Raw genomic sequence first — 18347 nt, 5'->3', positions numbered from 1 at the left:
TTTCAGAGAAAGTCGCCGCGCACGCGGCTTCAATGGCGTCCGGCCCGGTGCGGTCGACGCGGCCCCGCGGCGGTGGCTGCCTGGGCCGCTCAGGCCGCCATTTCAGCCTGCCGGCGCTCCAGAAACATGGGGCCGACGCGAATGCCGCGGCGTCCGTTGTCGTCGATGGCGCCCAGCTCGAGAATCTCCTCCTCGTAGAGCAGCCCGTGCATGCGGAAGCGGCCGGCATCCACCGGCTCGCAGCTATGGGTGCAGAAATACTCGATCAGGCATTTCAGCTGGCCATGGCTGTATGTCAGATAGGTGATGTTGAAATCCGGCCCGTATTCGCCCAGATGCGGCGCGATCTCCGGCGGCACCTTCTCGACAGGCAGACTATCGACACGCGACCAGGTCGCCCCTTTCCAGTCTAGCTGGTTGGCCTTGGAGAAGGAGAGATTCATATGCGCGTAGTCGGCGCCGCGACCGTAGATGCGTCCGTCGATGACGAAATCATTGCCCGAGACCGGGCGGATCTGCAGCGGTACGCCCTCCCCCATCAGGTAGAGCTTGCCGTCCTTGTGCTTCACCTCGACGACCTCGCCGCCCGCCTCATGACGATAGAGGCCGGGCAGGCTAGCGAACTGGTCTTCGGTGATGGGCGGCGGGGTCTGGCCGCGAAGCGGCATGCGTCCCATGCCGCAATCGGCGAGCGCGATGCGCAAGCCGTCGCCCGCGAGCCGGGAGGCTATCTGATTGGCGAAATCAAGCGTGGCGAAGATCAGGACGCCGAAGCCAGCCCTCGGCAGGAGCATCATCTGCGAGGCATAGCCATAAACCGCGCCGCCATGGCCGACGGAGGTCCACCCATCCATGTCGCCGACGCCGAAGCACAGCCCATACCCGTTGAGGTCCTTGTTGTGGCCTTCGGGGCGCTTGCCGATCGGGGTCCACATCTTGCGCAGCGATGCGGGGCTGACGATGGAATCCCCGTTAGGCGCGAAGCCGCCCCGCAGCAGGCACCGCGTATAGTTGGCCATATCGGAAGTGGTGGAGAATATGTTGCCGGCGGGCGATCCGCCCAGATTGAACACCGGCGCGGGGCTATCCCCGTCCAGCGTCCACATATCGGCCGGCGCCAGCCTTTCGCGGACGCCGGGGGCCATGCCTGACGACGTGTCGTTCATGCCCAGCGGCTTCAGAATGTTCTCGGTGATGTAGTCGGCGTAGCTCTTTCGCGTCACCCGCTCGATCACCATGCCGACCACGGCAATGCCGGCATTGGAATAATGCATGATGCCGGCGCTGGGATCCTGCTTCAACGTGGACGTGGCAAGCTCGGCGACGGTGTCGGCCAGCGGCGGCTTGTGTGAATCCAGATAGTGTCCGCTCTTGGGTTCGCGCACGATCCCGGCGGTGTGGCTCATGAGCTTGCCCAGGCTGATCTGCGAGCCGTGGGGTCCGCTTTCACGCCCTGCGAACGGATTGACCGGGTGAAAACCGGGCAAATACTCCGAGACATCGACATCAAGGTCGACCAGTCCCTTCTCCACGAGTTGCATGATGGCAACCGACGTGAAGGTCTTTGTGATCGAGCCGATGCGGAAACAGGTGTCGTCCTTCATGTCGAAATGGCGATCGTGCCGCTGTATGTGGCCGTGCGTCATGAGGCCGTCCCTGTCGATCAGGGCATAGGAGATCGACGGGATCGCCTTGTCCTCCACCTCGTGGCGGATAAGGTCTTCAAGAAGCTCGATGGCGTGGGGGGAAAGCGAAGACACGGGGATACTCCCTGATTTCAATTTGTATGGCGGGGATCGAGAATGTCGCGCAAAGCGTCGCCGACGAGGTTCCACGCCAGCACGAACAGGAAGATCGCGGCTCCGGGGAAGGCAAGCGTGTACCAGTACTGGAACGGGTTGCCGGGCTGGCCGACGATCCAGTTGCGGGCGTAGGCGATGAACTGTCCCCAATCGGCGTACCCTTCTTCCGTGCCCACTCCAAGGAAGCTCAGGGCGGAGGCCGTGAGCACCATTGAACCCGTGGCCATGGTCGCGAGCACCAGCACGGGAAAGAACGCGTTGGGCAGGATGTGGAACACGATCAGCCTGAAGTCGCCGGCGCCGTAGCTTCTTGCCGCATTCACGAAATCCATCTCGCGGATGCGCAGGATTTCGCTGCGCACCACACGCGCGTAACCCATCCATCCGAAAGTCGTCAGCGCGACGGTTATCGGCCCGAGCCCCTTGCCGAGCAGGGTAGTCAGCACCATGGCGGCGATGAGGAAGGGAACCGCCATGAACACGTCGACGATACGCATCAGCACTTCGTCCACGATGCCGCCGTAAAAGGCCGCGAGCGATCCGATGATCGTGCCGATCAGCACGGAGATGGCGACGACGCCGAGGCCGATCTTGAAGGCCGTGCGGGTGCCCCAGATCACGGCGTAGTAGATGTCGTACTGGCCTTCGGTGGTTCCGAAGATCGCCTCGGGCGACGGCGGTTGCGGCGTTGCCAGGAAGCCCGCTCTCGGCGTGTCGTAGACCGACATCTGGAATTCCTGCGGCGGTGCGAGCACCGGCGCGAAAATCGCGATCAGCACGAATGCCAGCAGCAGCAGCACACCAATCAGCGAGATCGGGTTACGCTTCAGATAGCCAAGCGCTCTCATCGCGTCTTTACCCTCGGATCGAGCAGCGGATAGATCAGGTCGACGGCCAGGTTCAGCACCACGAGGACGACCGCGAAGTAGAGCCCGAAGCCCAGCACCGCCGGAAAATCCAGATTGGCGGCCGTCTTTGCCGCGAACTGGCCGAGGCCCGCATAGTCGAAGATGGTTTCGGTGATAACGACGCCACCCATCATGGCGGCGAGCTCCATTCCGGCGATCGTCGTGACCGGAAGCAACGCGTTGCGCCTGGCATGATGCAGTTCCACCACACGCCGGGACATGCCCTTCGCGCGTGCCGTGCGGACATAGTCCTGGCGCAGCGTTTCCAGCATCGACGTGCGCATGACACGCGTCATGTTGGCAAGATTGACGTAGGTCAGCGTGATGACGGGGGCAGCGAGATGCCTGAGCGTATCCCAGAAAATGGCCAGATTGCCGTTGAGCAGCGCGTCGATCGTGTTCGCGCCGGTGTAGCGGGTGAAGCCGGGCGACGTGACGGCGGCCTGGGCCCACTGGCTGAGGCGCCCGGGCGGGAACCAGTCAAGCGCGGAGTAGAAGATCAGCAGCATCAGCAGTCCGAACACATAGACCGGGAATGACCAGCCCAGGATGGTGAAGATGCGGATCAGATGGTCCGGCCAGCGGTTGAGATGGATGCCGGCCCGCGAGCCCAGGTAGATGGCGAGCAGAAAGCCAGGAATGAACGCCAGCAGGACCAGTTCCAGCGTCGCGGGCAGCAGGGAAGCCAGCGCGTGGGCGACAGGCTGGCGCGCGGTCTCGGACCAGCCCAGATTGCCCGTCAGGATGTTGCCGATCCAGCGTCCGTATTGAATGTAGAAGGGATCGTTCAGCCCATACTGCTCGATCATCCTGCGAATGCTGTCCTGGCCGCCCTTGAGGAAGTCCGGGGACGGCGCGTATGCCGCCAGGCGCTGTGTCGGCGACAGCGACATCTGCAGCGCGAAAAGCATCAGCGACAGGGCGAAGAGAACGACGGGCAACATCAGGAGCCGCCGCAAAGCGTAGTTCAGCACATCAGCATCCGCACCATGAGGAATAGCCGTTTCGCCGGGCGACGATGGCGCCCGGCGAAACCCGAAGCTCTTTAGTCGGCCTTCTTGGTGACGGGATAAAAGTCCCAGGCGCCGTAGAGGATCATGTTGTGCACGTAGCCGTCGATGTTGCTGCGCGTGACGATGTACCCGAAGTCCTCCCAGAGGAACTGCGTGGTGGCATAGTCGTAGGACATGTCCTGCAGCTTGGCATAGATCGGCTCGCGCACGGCGGGATCGCTCGAGGCCCAGGCCTGGTCGAGAAGCGGCTTGAACTTCTCCGCCATCAGGTCGCGGTAGCCCTGGCCGAGCATGCCGCCGACAAGACCGGTCGGGGACAGATAGTAAGTCGCGGCACCCAGCGGACCACCCGGGTCGGAATAGTCCGGTCCCCAGCCCATGTAGGTGAGCGGCGAGGCAGGCTTTTCACGATTGTTGAGCTTGTCCGAGATCGAGGCCCAGGGCAGCGACTGGATCTTCATCTTGAACTTCGGGTTGATCCGCTGCAGTCCCTGCTGGAGCGCGGATAGTGCCGCCGTACCTTGCGGCGTTCCTTCCTGTACATAGGCCGTGAAGGTGAAGCCGGTATCCCACAGCTTGCCGCCGAAGGCTTTCTTGAAGTGCTCGGCGGCCTTCGCCGGATCATAGCCGTAGATCGGCGAGTCGGCGCGATAGCCCATGATGCCGCGCACGGTCGGGCCGCGCGCCTGCACGGTCTTGCCGAGCAGGGCCTGCTTTATCAGCGCATCGTAGTTCTGCGCGTAGTTGAAGCCCTTGCGGACATCGATGTCGGAGAAGAAGTCCGGCGGGATGCCGTTGCCGTCCAGCTTGCCGCTGCCGATGGCGGGGTTGTCGGCATCGTCCAGCGGCCACGCGAAATAGAGGCCGCGGCTGAACACCTTGGGCAGACCGTCGATGACCTTGACACCGTCCGTCTTGCCGAGTTCGTCCAGGAACTCGACGGGAGTCGTCACGAAGTCGGCGTCGCCAGACAGCAACTGCAGGCGACGCGTGGTCCATTCCGGAACCGTGCGCATGACCACCCGCTCGAGCGAGGCCTTGCCCATGAAGTAATTGTCGAAACGCTTCAGCGTGATGCGGCGATCGGTGCGATCCCATTCGTCGAGCATGAACGGACCGGTCCCGTTTTCCTGGGCGAACAGCGGATCGTCGCCGAGTTCGGGACGGTAGTACTTCTTCCAGTTGTCCCCGTTGCCATCCCACCCGCCGACGGAGGCGACCCATTCCTTGTCGACGATCGAAGCACCGAACGGCAGCGCCAGAACGCCAAGCGTGGCGGGGAAGGATTTCGGCAGCTTCAGCGTGACATTGTCGCCCTCGACGGTGATCTGCGACGCGAGTTCGTCATAGACCTTCCGTAGCGCTTCGGGGCTGGCATCCTTGATGTCCGACACCTTGCCTTCGGCTTCGACCCATTTGGCGACGTCGGTGTATTTGCTCGCCGTGACCACCTCGGTGATGGCGTTGGACATCCACGATTGTCCCATCAGGATGGCGCGCAGCAGCGAGTAACGCACGTCTTCGGCCGTGATCTCGCCATAGCCGGGCTCGATCTTGGCCTTCTGCTCGTCGGTGAGCCCGTCATAGTACTGCCAGGTGATCTTGCTGTCGTCGCCCTTGATGCCGACCTTGTGGGCGTGGACGCCCTTCCGGATCGGGAAGGTGTAGCTGACCGAACCATCCGCGTTCTGCTTGATCAGGCCGTTTTCGAGGCTCGGCACTTGCGAGGACAATGAAGGCACGAATTCGGAAATCTGGGAGCCGTTGTAGTTCAACAGGCGGCTGTAGACGTTGAGCACGCCGTAGGAGCTCGGCGTGTTTGCAATGTAGGCCGGATCGAACGACTGAACATCGTCAGTCCAAAGAAACACAAACGTTCCGGGATTCTTGGTTTCTGCCACGGCGGACGACGCAAAAGCGCCTATACCCATGCAGAAGGCTAATGCCAAGGCACGTTTCATTTTCATGAATATGTTCCCACAATTGACCCGAGGTCTTTTTATCGTTGCGTGCGAAAGCTAGAAGCAGGCTTGCGCCACTGTCCAATGCGTAGATAGGATCGGTTATGCGGATAATGCATGAGGTCGACTGTGGAGCTGGCGTGGTTTGAAGACTTCCTCGAGATCGCCGCGACGCGGAATTTCTCGACCGCCGCGGCGTCCCGAAATATCTCGCAGCCGGCCTTCAGCCGGCGCATCAAGGCGCTGGAGGCCTGGGTCGGCGCCGAACTTATCGACCGCAGCACATATCCGGTGCACCTCACCAGCGCGGGCAACATTTTCGTTCCGCGCTGCCAGGAAATGCTTCGCGACATGTACCGCCTGCGCACGGACTGCCGCAACGCCGCCGGCGCCAGCTCACGGCTTCTCACTTTCGCCGCGCTTCATACGCTGGCTATCTATTTCTTTCCCAAGTGGATCAGCCATCCCGAAATGCCAAATGCGCCGGTCCGCAGCAGCATGCACACGGGCGACTTCCTGGAATGCGTTGAGCACCTGTCGTCCGGCAAATGCGACTTCGCCATCACCTACGATCACCCTGACGGTCCGCCGGTCCTTGAGGGCGGACCCTTCGAATCGCTTCAAATCGGCAGGGATCGCCTCGTTCTGGTGTCTGGGGTCGACCAGACGGGAGCGCCGCTCTTCGATGTCGATGTGTCGGAAGGCACCACGATTCCCTACCTCGCCTATTCCTGGAGCGACGGCTATCTCGGCAAGCTGATCTCGCTTATCCAGTCGCGCTGGCGGCGTCCTCTCAATCTCAGCATCGTCTATCAGTCCTCGCTTGCCGAAGGCCTGAAGCAGATGGCGATCGCCGGGCAAGGCGTGGTCTGGCTGCCGCAGATCTGCGTTCAGAAATCGATCGCCCAGGGCGAACTCATCCAGATTGGCGGACAACAGCTGTCCCTGGAGATCGAGATCAGGATTTTCCGCCGTGTGGGCGCGCGCAGCCGGGACGGCGAAGCGCTGTGGAAATATCTCTCGCGAACCGCGGAGCAGGCGCGCGGACGCACCCTGGTTGATCCGACACTGACCATGCGCTGAGCGGGTCGAGGCGCCATTCGCGGTTAATGCGAAATCCGACAGGGCGATGCAGAAATTGCATAACTTCGGGTGGAGCGCCGGGAAGCCTGACAATCGCAGGGCCGATGCCGTCTGGCGAGGCATTCCGGGCCGTTCCAAGGCATGGCTTCCAGGCGATCTGGTGATGGGCGCCTATTGACAGCCCACATGCTCACTGCGTTCGATACCGGGTGTCGCGACCATTGCACCTGGAGTGCCTTTTGACCGTCAAGTCCGCCGCCACAGCGAGCCTCACCGACGACGTGATCCTGTCGGTCGAGGACCTTGAAGTCTGCTTCGGGCCAAGGGGGACAAAGGCGGTGCCGGCTGTTCAGGGCGTATCGTTCCAGATCAAGCGTGGCGAGACGGTGGCATTGGTGGGCGAGTCCGGTTCGGGCAAATCGGTCACCGCCATGACCGTGATGCGCCTGACCGAATATGATGGTGCCAGGATCACGGGGGCCGCATCCTGATGAGGCTCAAGGACGGCGGCGTAGCCGACCTGACAAGGCTTTCCGAAAAGCGCATGGAGGGGCTCCGCGGCTTCGAGTTCTCGATCGTGTTCCAGGACCCGATGTCGAGCCTCAATCCCGTGTTCACCGTCGGCGACCAGATTGCGGAGGTGGTCACGAGACATCAGGGCAAGTCGCCGCGCGAGGCGCGCGACATCGCGCTGAACGTGCTCAAGCTCGTGCGCGTGCCCGACGCCGCCCTCAGGCTCGACCAATATCCGCACCAATTGTCCGGCGGCATGCGCCAGCGCGTCATGATCGCCATTGCATTGGCGTGCCGCCCCTCCTTGATGATCCTCGATGAGCCGACCACCGCGCTCGACGTCACCATCCAGGCGCAGATTCTGGATCTTGTCCGCGCACTGCAGCGCGAGATCGGCATGTCCGTTCTTTTCATCACCCATGACATGGGTGTGGTCGCGGAAATCGCCGATCGCGTCTGTGTCATGCTGAAGGGCGAGATCGTCGAATCCGGCTCGGTGAACCAGATACTCGTGGATCCCCGACACCGCTACACGCGCGCGCTGATCTCGGCGGTGCCAAGGCTGGGCAGCATGGCCGACAAGGATGGGCCGGAGAAATTCCCGCTCGTCATATACAATGCCGAAGTCTCGCAGCCGGAGGTTTCCGCATGAGCGTCGCACCGCCTGCAACAGACAGAAAGCCGCTGGTCGAAGTCCGCGAGCTTGTTACGCGCTTCGACCTGAGAGGCGGTATCTTCGGCGGCATCGCCGGCCGGGTTCATGCGGTGGAAGGCGTTTCCTTCGATATTTTCCCGGGTGAGACCCTGGCGTTGGTGGGGGAATCGGGCTGCGGCAAGTCGACCGTGGCGCGCAGCATCATGCAATTGGACAAGCCCTTGTCCGGCGCCATTCGCTATGACGGCAAGGAGATGATCGGCGCGGCGCGGGCAACCCTAGCGGGCTTCCGGCGCGAGGTGCAGATGGTCTTCCAGGACCCGTTCTCCTCGCTCAATCCGCGGATGACGATCGGGCAGGCCCTGACCGACCCGATGCGTGTCCACCGCATCGCGCGCGGCGGTGAGTTGCGGAACCGGGCGGCGGCCCTGCTGGCAAAAGTGCATCTGCCGCCGGAACATCTCGAACGCTACCCTCATGCCTTCTCGGGCGGTCAACGGCAGCGCATCTGTATCGCCAGGGCTTTGGCGCTCGATCCCCGCCTCCTCATCGCGGATGAAGCGGTCGCCTCGCTCGACGTGACGATCCAGGCCCAGGTCATCAACCTGTTGATGGACCTGCAGCGCGACATGGGCATTGCCATCCTGTTCATCAGCCATGACATGGCCGTGGTCGAGCGCATCGCGCATCGCGTTGCCGTCATGTATCTGGGCGAGATCGTGGAGATCGGCGACCGCCGATCGGTCTTCGGCAATCCTCAGCACCCTTATACGCGCAAGTTGCTTTCGGCGGTTCCCGTCGCGGATCCGGCGCGACGACCGGTTGGACGCGAACCGATGTCGGATGAGATTCCCAGCGCTGTGCGCGGCGTTGATTTTGTTCCGGTCCGTCTACCGATGAATGCCGTTTCGCCGACCCATTTCGTGCGCGAGACGGCCTGATCGGACCGCCGTCGACGGTGCTCTGCGCAAAAAACCGACAGCCTCCGGCCCGGAAGATGCATCCAGAATGTTGATTTATTGCGTTTTTCGTGAGCCAAAATCGGAAATCTTCGTCGTTCCGTATGGTTCCAAGAGAGCCTAAAAGTGGGAAGCATACCCGGACCAGTGAAACTGGAATGATGCCCACTCGGTTGTTTCCAGCCCATCCAAGCCATTGATTTAGCTGCATTTTTTGTTTATGGCACGCGGCCAGCGCCGGGTCATCGAACTGCCAGCCCAAGAGAGACCTGGAGGCCATGGCGATCTACAAGCTACGGGTCTTGCACACGCCGTCCTGCGGGCGTTGCGTTGTGAGCGATGGCATCCACTCGATTCTTGCTGGAATTCCGGCTAGCCTAGGCGACAGATGGCTCAGTTCCGGTCGATGACTCACAATCAGACCGCCCGTCAAGAGATTGATGGGCAGCACGTTTGGTCCCCGGGACCGAGGGCAATGGCGCGCGAAATGAGTTCTACAACAATATGGGCCATGCGACGCCCGGCGACCGATCAATTGACTATATGGGCAAGATAGCGGAATTCACCTTCACCGCTCCGAAATCAATGGAGTTCGGAGACACCGGAACTTTTTGGAATCAAGAGGGATGATTTCTGCCGATCTTTTGGATACCACGTTTCCCTTCGATCCAGACACCGACCGGGAGTCTCGGCCCGCTCCCGCCGAGGCGATATTCGTCAATCCATCAAATTTCGGACTCAAGCAATCAGAAAGCCTGTCTGACAGGCACACCACAGAAGCAATACAGATCGAAAATGGCGGCCTCATTTTTCAAAACCAGGATGCTTTCGAAGCCGGCGCGCCGCTCACGGTCCTCAAGGCGAGAATTCTAAGAGACGTTCAACAATGACCCAGCACGCAGAAAACGCTCGAATTCTCATGTACAGCCACGACACCTTCGGGCTCGGCCACTTGCAGCGCTGCCGGACTATCGCGCATTCGCTGGTCGAGGATTTCCGCGGACTTCAAGTGCTTATCATTTCGGGTGCGACTATCGCTGGCGCCTTCGACTATCGGGCCCGTGTCGACTTCGTGAAGATCCCCAGCGTCATCAAGTTGCGCAACGGCGAGTACACCTCGCTGGAAAAGGATATCGATCTGCACGAGACGCTCAGGATGCGGCAGTCGATCATCCGCCACACGGCCGAGACCTTCCGGCCAGATATCTTCATCGTCGACAAGGAACCGCTCGGCCTGCGCGGTGAGATCGAGGACACGCTGTCCTACCTCAAGACGCGGGGCACCACCCTGGTGCTTGGCCTGCGCGAGGTGATGGATGCGCCGCACCTGCTCGAAGCAGAGTGGGCACGCAGGGATGTGATGCGCAAGATCGGCCTGTTCTACGACAAGGTCTGGGCCTATGGCCCGCCGGACTTCTACGATCCGTTGACCGGCTTGGATGTGCCGCCGGCTGTCAGGGCAAAGATGAGGTTCGTCGGCTTCCTGCAACGGAGCCTGCAGCGGAACGAGTTGCCTGGCCACCGGCCCGAGGGCGACTATATCCTCGTTACCACCGGCGGCGGCGGCGACGGTGCCGAATTGATCCACGACGTCATCGATGCCTATCAGCAGGATCCGCAATTGCAGCACAGGGCGCTGATCGTGCTCGGGCCTTACATGCCGGCGCGCAAGCGCAACAAGCTGCTCAGGAAGGGGTCCAAGATCCCTTACATCAAGATCATCGAGTTCGACAACCGTATGGAAGACCTGATTGCCGGCGCCAAGGCGGTAGTGGCGATGGGTGGTTACAACACCTATTGCGAAATATTGTCTTTCGACAAGCCGGCGCTGATCGTGCCGCGCATCGAGCCCCGCCAGGAACAACTGATCCGCGCTCGGCGCGCAGCCGAACTCGGCCTCATCGAGATGCTTTTGCCGGAGGAAGCCAAGGACTCCCAGCGGTTTGCCGATGCACTTGTGGCGCTGCCGAACCGGTCCCGCCCCTCACAGAGCAATCCGCATCTGACGCTGGAAGGGCTGCCGCATATTTCCGAGATTGTCGCGGAACTGCTGGACCGGCGGGCCGGCCATCACCTTTCGGTTGTTGAAGGAACCAACTGACTTGCAACATCGCAAGATCGTCGTGGTTCTGAAGGGCTATCCACGGCTGTCGGAAACTTTTATCGCGCAGGAACTGCTCGGTCTTGAACGCGCGGGCTTCGACTTGATACTCGTCGCACTCAGGCGGCCCACCGACGCAAAACGCCACCCCGTGCATGACGAGATCAAAGCGCCCGTCCACTACCTGCCGGAATATCTGCACGAGGAGCCGCTACGCGTGCTTCGCTCGCTGTTTGCTTGTTTGCCGCGGCCGGGTTTCTGGCGCGCGCTCGGATCGCTGGCCGCCGATATCCCCCGCGACTTTACGCGCAATCGCGCACGCCGCTTCGGGCAAGCGCTCGTGCTGGCGGCCGAATGGCCGGAGGACGCGGGGTGGTTGCATGCCCATTTCGTGCACACGCCGGCATCGGTGACACGCTATGCCAGCCAGCTTCGTGGCCAGCCGTGGAGCTGCTCGGCCCATGCCAAGGATATCTGGACTTCGGCGGACTGGGACCTGGCCGGCAAGCTTTCCTCGGCGCGTTGGACGGTCACTTGCACGAAAACCGGCTTCGACCACCTGAAAAAACTCGCCAATGGCAACTCGTCCGTGCATCTGAGCTATCATGGGCTCGACCTCGATCGCTTCGGCAGTTTCGGTGCGGCGCGAAAGCAACATGACGGCTCGGCGCAGGGCGAACCGGTCATCATTCTGAGTGTCGGGCGCGCCGTTGCAAAGAAAGGTTACGACACCTTGCTGGGGGCCCTTGCCCTGTTGCCTGGCGATCTGGACTGGCGTTTCGAGCATATCGGCGGCGGCGAGGAACTGGAACGGCTCAAGGCGCTGGCGAAAAGGCTCGGACTGGATGGCCGCATCTCCTGGAATGGTGCGCTGGCGCAGAAGGAGGTGCTTGAGCACTACCGCAGGGCCGACATCTTTGCCCTGGCCTGCAGGATTACCGCGGATGGCGACCGGGACGGTCTGCCTAATGTTCTGGTGGAGGCGGCCAGCCAGCGGCTTGCCTGCGTGTCCACCGATATTTCCGGCGTGCCGGAGCTCTTATCGTCGGATGAAACCGGCCTGCTGGTTCCGACAGAAAACCCGATTGCCCTGGCACAGGCGCTGGAGCGCCTGATCCGTGATCCCATGCTGCGCGCCCGCCTCGGCAACGCCGCGGAGGCGCGCGTGCGCGGCAATTTCGATCATATGGCGAGCATTGGACAGCTCAAGGAACTGTTCGAGCGCGAGTGGCGGGCCGCCGATTGAAGCCGCTGCGTGCATTCCTCTATGTCCAGCACCTGCTCGGTATCGGCCATCTCGCACGCACCAGCCGCGTCGCGGCGGCTCTGCTCGATGACGGGTTTGACGTAACCGTCGTCACCGGCGGAGCGCCGGTCGCCGGGTTTCCGGGACCGGGGATAAAATCCGTAACCCTGCCACCTGTCACCTCCGGTGATGAAGGATTTTCCGGACTTGTCGACTTGCAGGGCATACCCATCGACGATGCTTTCAAGAAACGGCGTTCGGAGATGCTGCTGCAGGCATTCCGGGATTGCAGGCCTGATATCGTCATTGTCGAGGCGTTTCCGTTTGGACGCCGGCAGATGCGTTTCGAACTGTTACCGCTGATCGAGGCCATCGCGGCGACGTCACCCAGACCGCTGCTGGCGACGTCGGTCCGTGATATCCTCCAGGAGCGCGTCAAGCCGGGCCGAAACGAGGAAACAGTCGATCTCATCAACAGGCATTTCGACCTGGTCATGGTCCACGGCGACCCGGCTTTCGCAACCATCGACAAGACATTTCCACTGGCCGGGGCGATCAGGGCTGAGGTCACCTACACAGGGCTCGTTGCGGCGCCGCCATCGCCCGCGGCCTCCGAGCGCTTCGACATTCTGGTGTCGGTTGGCGGCGGGGCTGCCGGAAAGAGCCTTGTTCACTCCACCATCGCAGCGGCGCGGAACGACAAAAACGGTTGGAAATGGTGTTTGATCACCGGCCCAAACCTGCCGAAAGCCGAGTTTGACGCGATCGCAGGCGATGCCACGCCTGGCCTGTCCATTTTCCGGTTCCGAGAGGATTTCGCCAGCCTGCTGACCGGCGCCCGCCTGTCAGTCTCGCAGGCTGGTTACAACACGGTTTGCGATGTGCTGCGCGCGGGTTGTCGCTCCCTGCTTGTTCCATTTGCGGCCGGCGGGGAAACCGAACAAACGGTTCGCGCCCTGATCCTCGAAGAACTCGGTCTGGCAACGGTGTTGACCGAAAAGGACCTGACGCCTGAAGGTCTGGCGCAAGCGATTGAACAGGCGTTTGGGGCGCCGACGCCAGCCGCGCACCGTCTCGATCTGGAAGGCGCGCGTCGCTCGGCGCAGATTCTGCGTGAGCGGTATCGAACCTGGTCCCCAAAATCCTGACGCGGGCCGCGTCTGGGTTGGATTCGTGCAAAGCGCGTCAAACAGTTCCAATCAGCATGAAGCGCGTATATTTTTTGGTCGGCAGTTCACCGGAGAACCGCACCTCCCGTAGCGCCGCCATCGCTTCGAAGGCTGCCAGGGAAGCCACGCAGTTGATATGCGTCGGCTCGCTGAAATAATCGTTGGATTGCAGCAGCACGTTCGTGCCTCGCGGAAGCAGGGCAAGCCATGCACCCAGATCAGCTATGTGTTCGCAGCTCGTGTTGACCACCAGGTCGGGCCGCCCGGCCGCATAGTCGAGTGCGTACATATCTTCGGTCAGCGCCCGGAAGCGGTCGCCGGCTTCCCGGTTGAGGGTCCGGGCGACCGGTCCGACTTCAGGATCGATGTCGATGCTGTCGATCGCCGCGATGTCGAAACGGGCGTCGTTGAAAAGCATCGCCGGCAACACGCCGTACCATCCGCCCAGAACCCATATGCGCCCGAACCGGCCGCCGCGGCTTTCGAACAGCCTGTCGAGCGCCCACATCTTGCAGGCGACCTGCTTGTGGTTGAAGGCGTTGGCGATATCGGCCTTCGGGTGCTTGGCAATGACGCGCGCCAGCCCTGCCACGAGAGGGCGATCGACATAGGCCGCGATTCCTCGGGCGAGGTCGAAGGCTTGCTCGTGCCAGTCCATGTTGCCGGCATTGCGCGGTTGCGTGACATCCATCATATTCGCCTTGTATGTTGGGATTTCGGGCGACACAACGCAATCTTGCTGAGCGCAGCACTACTTCCGTGCACCGCAGCTTCGAGCTTGTCATTGGCGACGAAGAAATTGCCGATACGCCGTTTGACAGCAGGTGCTTTTATATCCTGCATCCTTCCAACTGAAGGCTCCACGATCGCATATGGAACCCAGCCTAGCCCGCTATATCTGGAAGCACACAAGGAAGCAGCAGATCTGGATATTGATGATCGTCTTGCTTTCGATGATCCCATATTTCATGTCCTTCGACCTGCCGAAGCTGATCGTCAACGGCCCGATCCAGGGCAAGGGGTTCGAGCAACCGGGCGCAACCCTGCCATTCATGAGGCTGCACTATAACCTGCCGTTCATTGGCGAGGTCCTGTTTTTCTCCGGTTTTCAGCTCGGCCGCAAGGCGACGCTGCTTGCCCTGAGCATTGTGTTCCTCTTGTTGGTCGTCATCAACGGCCTGTTCAAACTCTACATCAACACCTACAAGGGCCGCCTCGGCGAACGCATGCTGCGGCGTATCCGCTTCGATCTGGTCGATCGTGTGCTGCGTTTTCCGCCGATTTACTTCAAGCGGGTGAAATCCGCCGAAGTGGCGACCATGGTGAAGGACGAGGTGGAGCCGCTGGGCGGCTTCATCGGCGATGCCTTCCTACAGCCGGTGCTGCTCGGCGGCCAGGCGCTGACGGCCATGCTGTTCATCATGGTCCAGAACGTCTGGCTCGGAGCGATAGCGATCGTGATCGTGGTGATCCAGATCGTGCTCATCCCGCGCATGCGACGGCGGCTGCTCGTGCTCGGCCGCCAACGGCAGTTGACGGCGCGCGCGCTTTCGGGCCGGGTTGGCGAAATCGTCGACGGCATCGGCGCTGTTCACGTCCACGATACGTCGAACTACGAGCGCGCCGACATAGCTGCCCGGCTCGGGCTCATCTTCAAGATCCGCTTCGATCTTTACCAATGGAAATTCATGGTAAAGTTCCTCAACAATTTTCTCGCGCAGCTCACGCCCTTTCTGTTCTACATGATCGGCGGGTATCTGGTCATCGGGGGCCGGCTGGACGTCGGCCAACTCGTGGCCGTGATCGGCGCCTACAAGGACCTGCCCGGACCGATGAAGGAACTGATCGACTGGGATCAGGATCGGCAGGATGTCCAGGTCAAATATCAGCAGGTCGTCGAACAGTTCACCGTCGACGATATCATTGCGCCGGCGATCGGAGCACTGACGATCGACAATCCCGGCCCGATGACGAACCCGCTGTCGGCGGTCGGTCTGTCAATGGCGGACGATGGCGGGGCAATGCTCCTCAACCGTATTTCCATGCAGGTCAAGCCGGCTGAGACGGTGGCGCTGGTCAGCACCCCGACAGGTGGAGCGGAGGCGCTGGCGGAAGCCTTCGCGCGGCTGAACTGGCCGGAAAGCGGAAAGGTCGCTTCGGGAGCCGATGACCTGCTTGAACTCCCCGAAGCAGTGACCGGCCGGCGCATGTCCTACGCCTCGTCGGATGTTTTCCTGTTCCAGGCAAGTCTGCGCGATAACCTCCTCTACGGGTTGAAGCATGCACCGCTGACATCGGTGACTTATGACGGCGCCGCGGCGGACCAGCAGCGCTGGAACATCGAGGAGGCGCGCCGGTCGGGCAATCCTGATCTCGATATCCACAGCGACTGGATCGACTATGCTTCCGCCGGTGCTACCGGCCCGCACGACCTCTTTGAAGCGGTGCGCCGGGTGCTCGACGCGGTTCTTCTGTCGCGCGACATTCTGGATCTCGGCTTGCGCTCTTCGGCCGACCTAACGCGTCACACGAAGCTAGCCGGGCGTATCGTCGAACTGCGTGCGGCGCTGCGAACCCGGCTGGAACAGGAAGGGCTGAGCGAACTGGTGGTTCCTTTCGAGCCGGGCGCTTACAACACGGAAGCGACGATCGGCCAGAACCTTCTGTTCGGCGCTGCCGCCGGCCCCGAACTGGCCGACAAGGCTCTGGCGGCCAATCCCTATTTTGCTTCCGTGCTGAAGCAAGCCGGCCTCGACCGCACGCTCTACGAAATGGGCATGGAGATCGCCGAACAGGCGATCGAGCTGTTTGCCGACCTGCCGCCCGATCACCAGTTCTTTCAGCAGCTCGCCTTCATGAGCGCCGAGGAGATCCCCGCCTACGAGACCTTGCTGCAGCGGCTCAAGAACCGTTCCTACGAGGCGGTTTCGGAGGCCGACCGCGCCATGATCATCACTTTGAGCTTTGCCTATATCGAGCCCCGGCACCGCTTCGGCCTGCTGACCGACGAGCTGATGAGCAAGATCGTCGCCGCACGCAACCAGTTCTATGAAAACCTGCCGCCCGAGCTGCAAGACGCGATCGAACGGTATGATCCTGACAAATACATCGCCGCGGCCACCGTCATGGACAATGTCCTGTTCGGGCGTCTGGGCAACAACCATCCCGACGCGCCGGACCGCATACGCTCCATCGTCTATGAAATTCTTGACGAGTTGGGGCTTTATGCCGAGCTTCTGAATGTCGGCCTGGATTTCAACGTCGGTGCCGGCGGCAGGCGGCTGACCGGTGGACAGCGACAGAAGCTCGATGTTGCCCGGGCCCTGCTCAAGCGTCCCGATTTTCTCATTCTCAACCGGCCACTGTCGGCGCTCGACCAGCGCATCCAGGACAAGGTGCTGCGAAACGTGCTCGAGGAAGCCAGACGCGACGGCCATTCGCCGGCAATTGTGTGGGTCGTGACGAGTCCGGCAATGGCGATAGGGTTCGATCGCGTTATCGTCTTTGACTCGGGTCAATTGGTGGAAGACGGTACACACGAGACACTTTTGGCAGGGAACGGTATTTTCAAGGAACTTCTGTCATAGTCTGGCAGACGCGAATTTAGGAAGGTTTGCGACGATGCTGCTCAAGGATGAAGTCGGAATGCTGCAACGCGTTCCCTTGTTCTCTGGCATTGAGCCGGCAAAGCTCAAGCTGCTCGCGTTCACATCCGATCGTGTGAAATACAGCGCCGACCAGATTCTTTTCCGGCAGGGCGACGAGGCGGACGCCGCCTATGTCATCCTTTCAGGCAGGGCGGATATCCTGGTCGATTCCGACAGCGGGCCGATAAAAGTTGCCGAACTGCTGCCAAATTCGATCGTCGGCGAGATCGCCATATTGTGCAACAGCTCCCGCACCGCCACCGTCAGAGCGGCAACTGATCTGGAGGCCTTGAGAATCCGCAAGGATCATTTCCTGAGGCTTATGAGGGAGTTCCCGGAAATGACGATCGAGATATTGCGGGTTCTTGCCGATCGGCTAAGCCATACAACCGCGGATCTGATCGACGCACGAACCGCCTAGAGCTACGGTGGGCGAAAGTATGGACGACGATTTTTTCCTGGTCAGATTTTGGGGCGTGCGCGGCAGCATTGCGGTATCTGGGCCAGAATTCGTTCGCTATGGCGGCAACACAATCTGCATTGAGATGCGATGCGGCAAGCATACGCTTCTGTTCGACGCGGGCTCTGGCCTGCGGCCTGCCGGCAGGGCGTTTCAGGCGGCGGATATGACCGATTTCGACCTGCTTTTCACCCATTGCCATTACGATCACATCATCGGGCTGCCGGCCTTTGCGCCGATCTTCGACCCAGGCGTCAAGCTTACCATTTGGTCCGGGCACCTTGCGGGACGCATGACGACCCGGCAGATGATCGATGAGTTCATACGGCCGCCGTGGTTTCCGGTGACAATGACCGTCTGCAAGGCAAAGCTCGACTGCCGCGATTTCGTGTCCGGAGACGTGCTTCGGCCGCGCGAAGGGGTAGTGGTTCGGACCGGCAGCCTTACCCATCCGGGCGGCTGCATAGGCTACCGGGTCGAATGGGGCGGCCGCATTGTGGCGGTGATCACGGACACCGAGCACGAGCCGGGCAAACTCGATCAGTCGGTGCTCGGCCTGATCGACGATGCCGACCTCGTCATTTACGATTGCACCTACACCGAGAAGGAAATGGAACGCCGCCGCGGCAACGGCCACTCGACATGGCAACAGGGCGTCAAGCTCTGTGAGGCGGCCGGTGCGCGGGGGCTCGCGCTGTTTCACCACGATCCAGCACGCACCGACGAGCAACTGGACGAGATGGAGAAACTGGCCAAGGACAGGTTTGCCGGCGCGTTTGCCGCGCGGGATGGCCAAACGCTCAAATTTCCAGTGCAGAAAAAGCGCTGAG

At 61.4% G+C, this 18347-nt stretch carries 16 protein-coding genes; 11 read left to right on the top strand and 5 right to left on the bottom strand.

Annotated features, from left to right (window positions below; all coding sequences use genetic code 11):
• Positions 1 to 89 precede the first annotated feature (89 nt).
• From EJ077_RS08700 to EJ077_RS08685, 4 genes are all read right to left on the bottom strand, one after another.
• A complete protein-coding gene (locus EJ077_RS08700) occupies positions 90 to 1760 on the bottom strand; it encodes a serine hydrolase domain-containing protein (protein WP_208701213.1) in 1671 nt (556 codons plus the stop codon).
• A gap of 17 nt (positions 1761 to 1777) precedes the next feature.
• The gene (locus tag EJ077_RS08695) at positions 1778 to 2650 is read right to left on the bottom strand and encodes an ABC transporter permease (protein ID WP_208701211.1); all 873 of its coding nucleotides are present in this window, start codon (positions 2648 to 2650) and stop codon (positions 1778 to 1780) included.
• On the bottom strand, positions 2647 to 3654 hold the full coding sequence (locus EJ077_RS08690) for an ABC transporter permease (protein WP_245458690.1): 1008 nt from the start codon (positions 3652 to 3654) through the stop codon (positions 2647 to 2649). Before EJ077_RS08690 ends, EJ077_RS08695 begins: the two co-directional genes overlap by 4 nt.
• 101 nt (positions 3655 to 3755) lie before the next feature.
• A complete protein-coding gene (locus EJ077_RS08685) occupies positions 3756 to 5594 on the bottom strand; it encodes an ABC transporter substrate-binding protein (RefSeq protein WP_245458689.1) in 1839 nt (612 codons plus the stop codon).
• 207 nt (positions 5595 to 5801) lie between these two features.
• Here EJ077_RS08685 and EJ077_RS08680 point away from each other — a divergent pair, with 207 nt between their 5' ends.
• From EJ077_RS08680 to EJ077_RS08650, 8 genes are all read left to right on the top strand, one after another.
• Positions 5802 to 6767: a LysR substrate-binding domain-containing protein gene (locus EJ077_RS08680; protein WP_245458688.1), complete on the top strand. Its 966-nt coding sequence runs from the start codon at positions 5802 to 5804 to the stop codon at positions 6765 to 6767.
• 239 nt (positions 6768 to 7006) lie between these two features.
• Positions 7007 to 7258: an ATP-binding cassette domain-containing protein gene (locus EJ077_RS32525; RefSeq protein WP_281040202.1), complete on the top strand. Its 252-nt coding sequence runs from the start codon at positions 7007 to 7009 to the stop codon at positions 7256 to 7258.
• A complete protein-coding gene (locus EJ077_RS08675) occupies positions 7258 to 7932 on the top strand; it encodes an ABC transporter ATP-binding protein (RefSeq protein ID WP_281040201.1) in 675 nt (224 codons plus the stop codon). The genes EJ077_RS32525 and EJ077_RS08675 overlap by 1 nt, the downstream gene beginning before the upstream one ends.
• Entirely contained in the window at positions 7929 to 8876 is a 948-nt protein-coding gene (locus tag EJ077_RS08670; protein ID WP_208701209.1) for an ABC transporter ATP-binding protein, read from the top strand. Before EJ077_RS08675 ends, EJ077_RS08670 begins: the two co-directional genes overlap by 4 nt.
• Positions 8877 to 9520: 644 nt before the next feature.
• A complete protein-coding gene (locus EJ077_RS08665; protein WP_208701207.1) occupies positions 9521 to 9784 on the top strand; it encodes a hypothetical protein in 264 nt (87 codons plus the stop codon).
• A complete protein-coding gene (locus EJ077_RS08660; protein WP_208701205.1) occupies positions 9781 to 10995 on the top strand; it encodes a glycosyltransferase family protein in 1215 nt (404 codons plus the stop codon). Before EJ077_RS08665 ends, EJ077_RS08660 begins: the two co-directional genes overlap by 4 nt.
• Before the next feature lies 1 nt (position 10996).
• Entirely contained in the window at positions 10997 to 12241 is a 1245-nt protein-coding gene (locus EJ077_RS08655; RefSeq protein ID WP_208702943.1) for a glycosyltransferase, read from the top strand.
• Entirely contained in the window at positions 12238 to 13389 is a 1152-nt protein-coding gene (locus EJ077_RS08650; RefSeq protein ID WP_208701203.1) for a glycosyltransferase family protein, read from the top strand. Before EJ077_RS08655 ends, EJ077_RS08650 begins: the two co-directional genes overlap by 4 nt.
• Positions 13390 to 13426: 37 nt before the next feature.
• Here EJ077_RS08650 and EJ077_RS08645 read toward each other — a convergent pair whose 3' ends face one another.
• Entirely contained in the window at positions 13427 to 14101 is a 675-nt protein-coding gene (locus EJ077_RS08645) for a class I SAM-dependent methyltransferase (RefSeq protein ID WP_208701201.1), read from the bottom strand.
• A gap of 181 nt (positions 14102 to 14282) precedes the next feature.
• On the opposite strand from EJ077_RS08645, the gene EJ077_RS08640 reads away from it, so the two are divergent.
• From EJ077_RS08640 to EJ077_RS08630, 3 genes are read left to right on the top strand one after another with little or no spacing between them, the layout of a single operon-like run.
• Positions 14283 to 16997: an ABC transporter ATP-binding protein gene (locus EJ077_RS08640; protein WP_208701198.1), complete on the top strand. Its 2715-nt coding sequence runs from the start codon at positions 14283 to 14285 to the stop codon at positions 16995 to 16997.
• Between the two features lie 34 nt (positions 16998 to 17031).
• Positions 17032 to 17478 carry a cyclic nucleotide-binding domain-containing protein gene (locus EJ077_RS08635; protein ID WP_208701196.1) on the top strand — a complete coding sequence of 149 codons (447 nt, stop codon included), beginning with the start codon at positions 17032 to 17034 and terminating at the stop codon, positions 17476 to 17478.
• A 19-nt stretch (positions 17479 to 17497) separates the two neighbouring features.
• A complete protein-coding gene (locus EJ077_RS08630; RefSeq protein ID WP_208701193.1) occupies positions 17498 to 18346 on the top strand; it encodes an MBL fold metallo-hydrolase in 849 nt (282 codons plus the stop codon).
• The last annotated feature ends 1 nt before the right edge of the window (position 18347 follow it).

Source organism: Mesorhizobium sp. M8A.F.Ca.ET.057.01.1.1, assembly GCF_003952565.1.
GTDB lineage: Bacteria > Pseudomonadota > Alphaproteobacteria > Rhizobiales > Rhizobiaceae > Mesorhizobium.
Note: the sequence above shows the minus strand (reverse complement) of the source record. Positions and strands in the feature narration are given on the sequence as shown.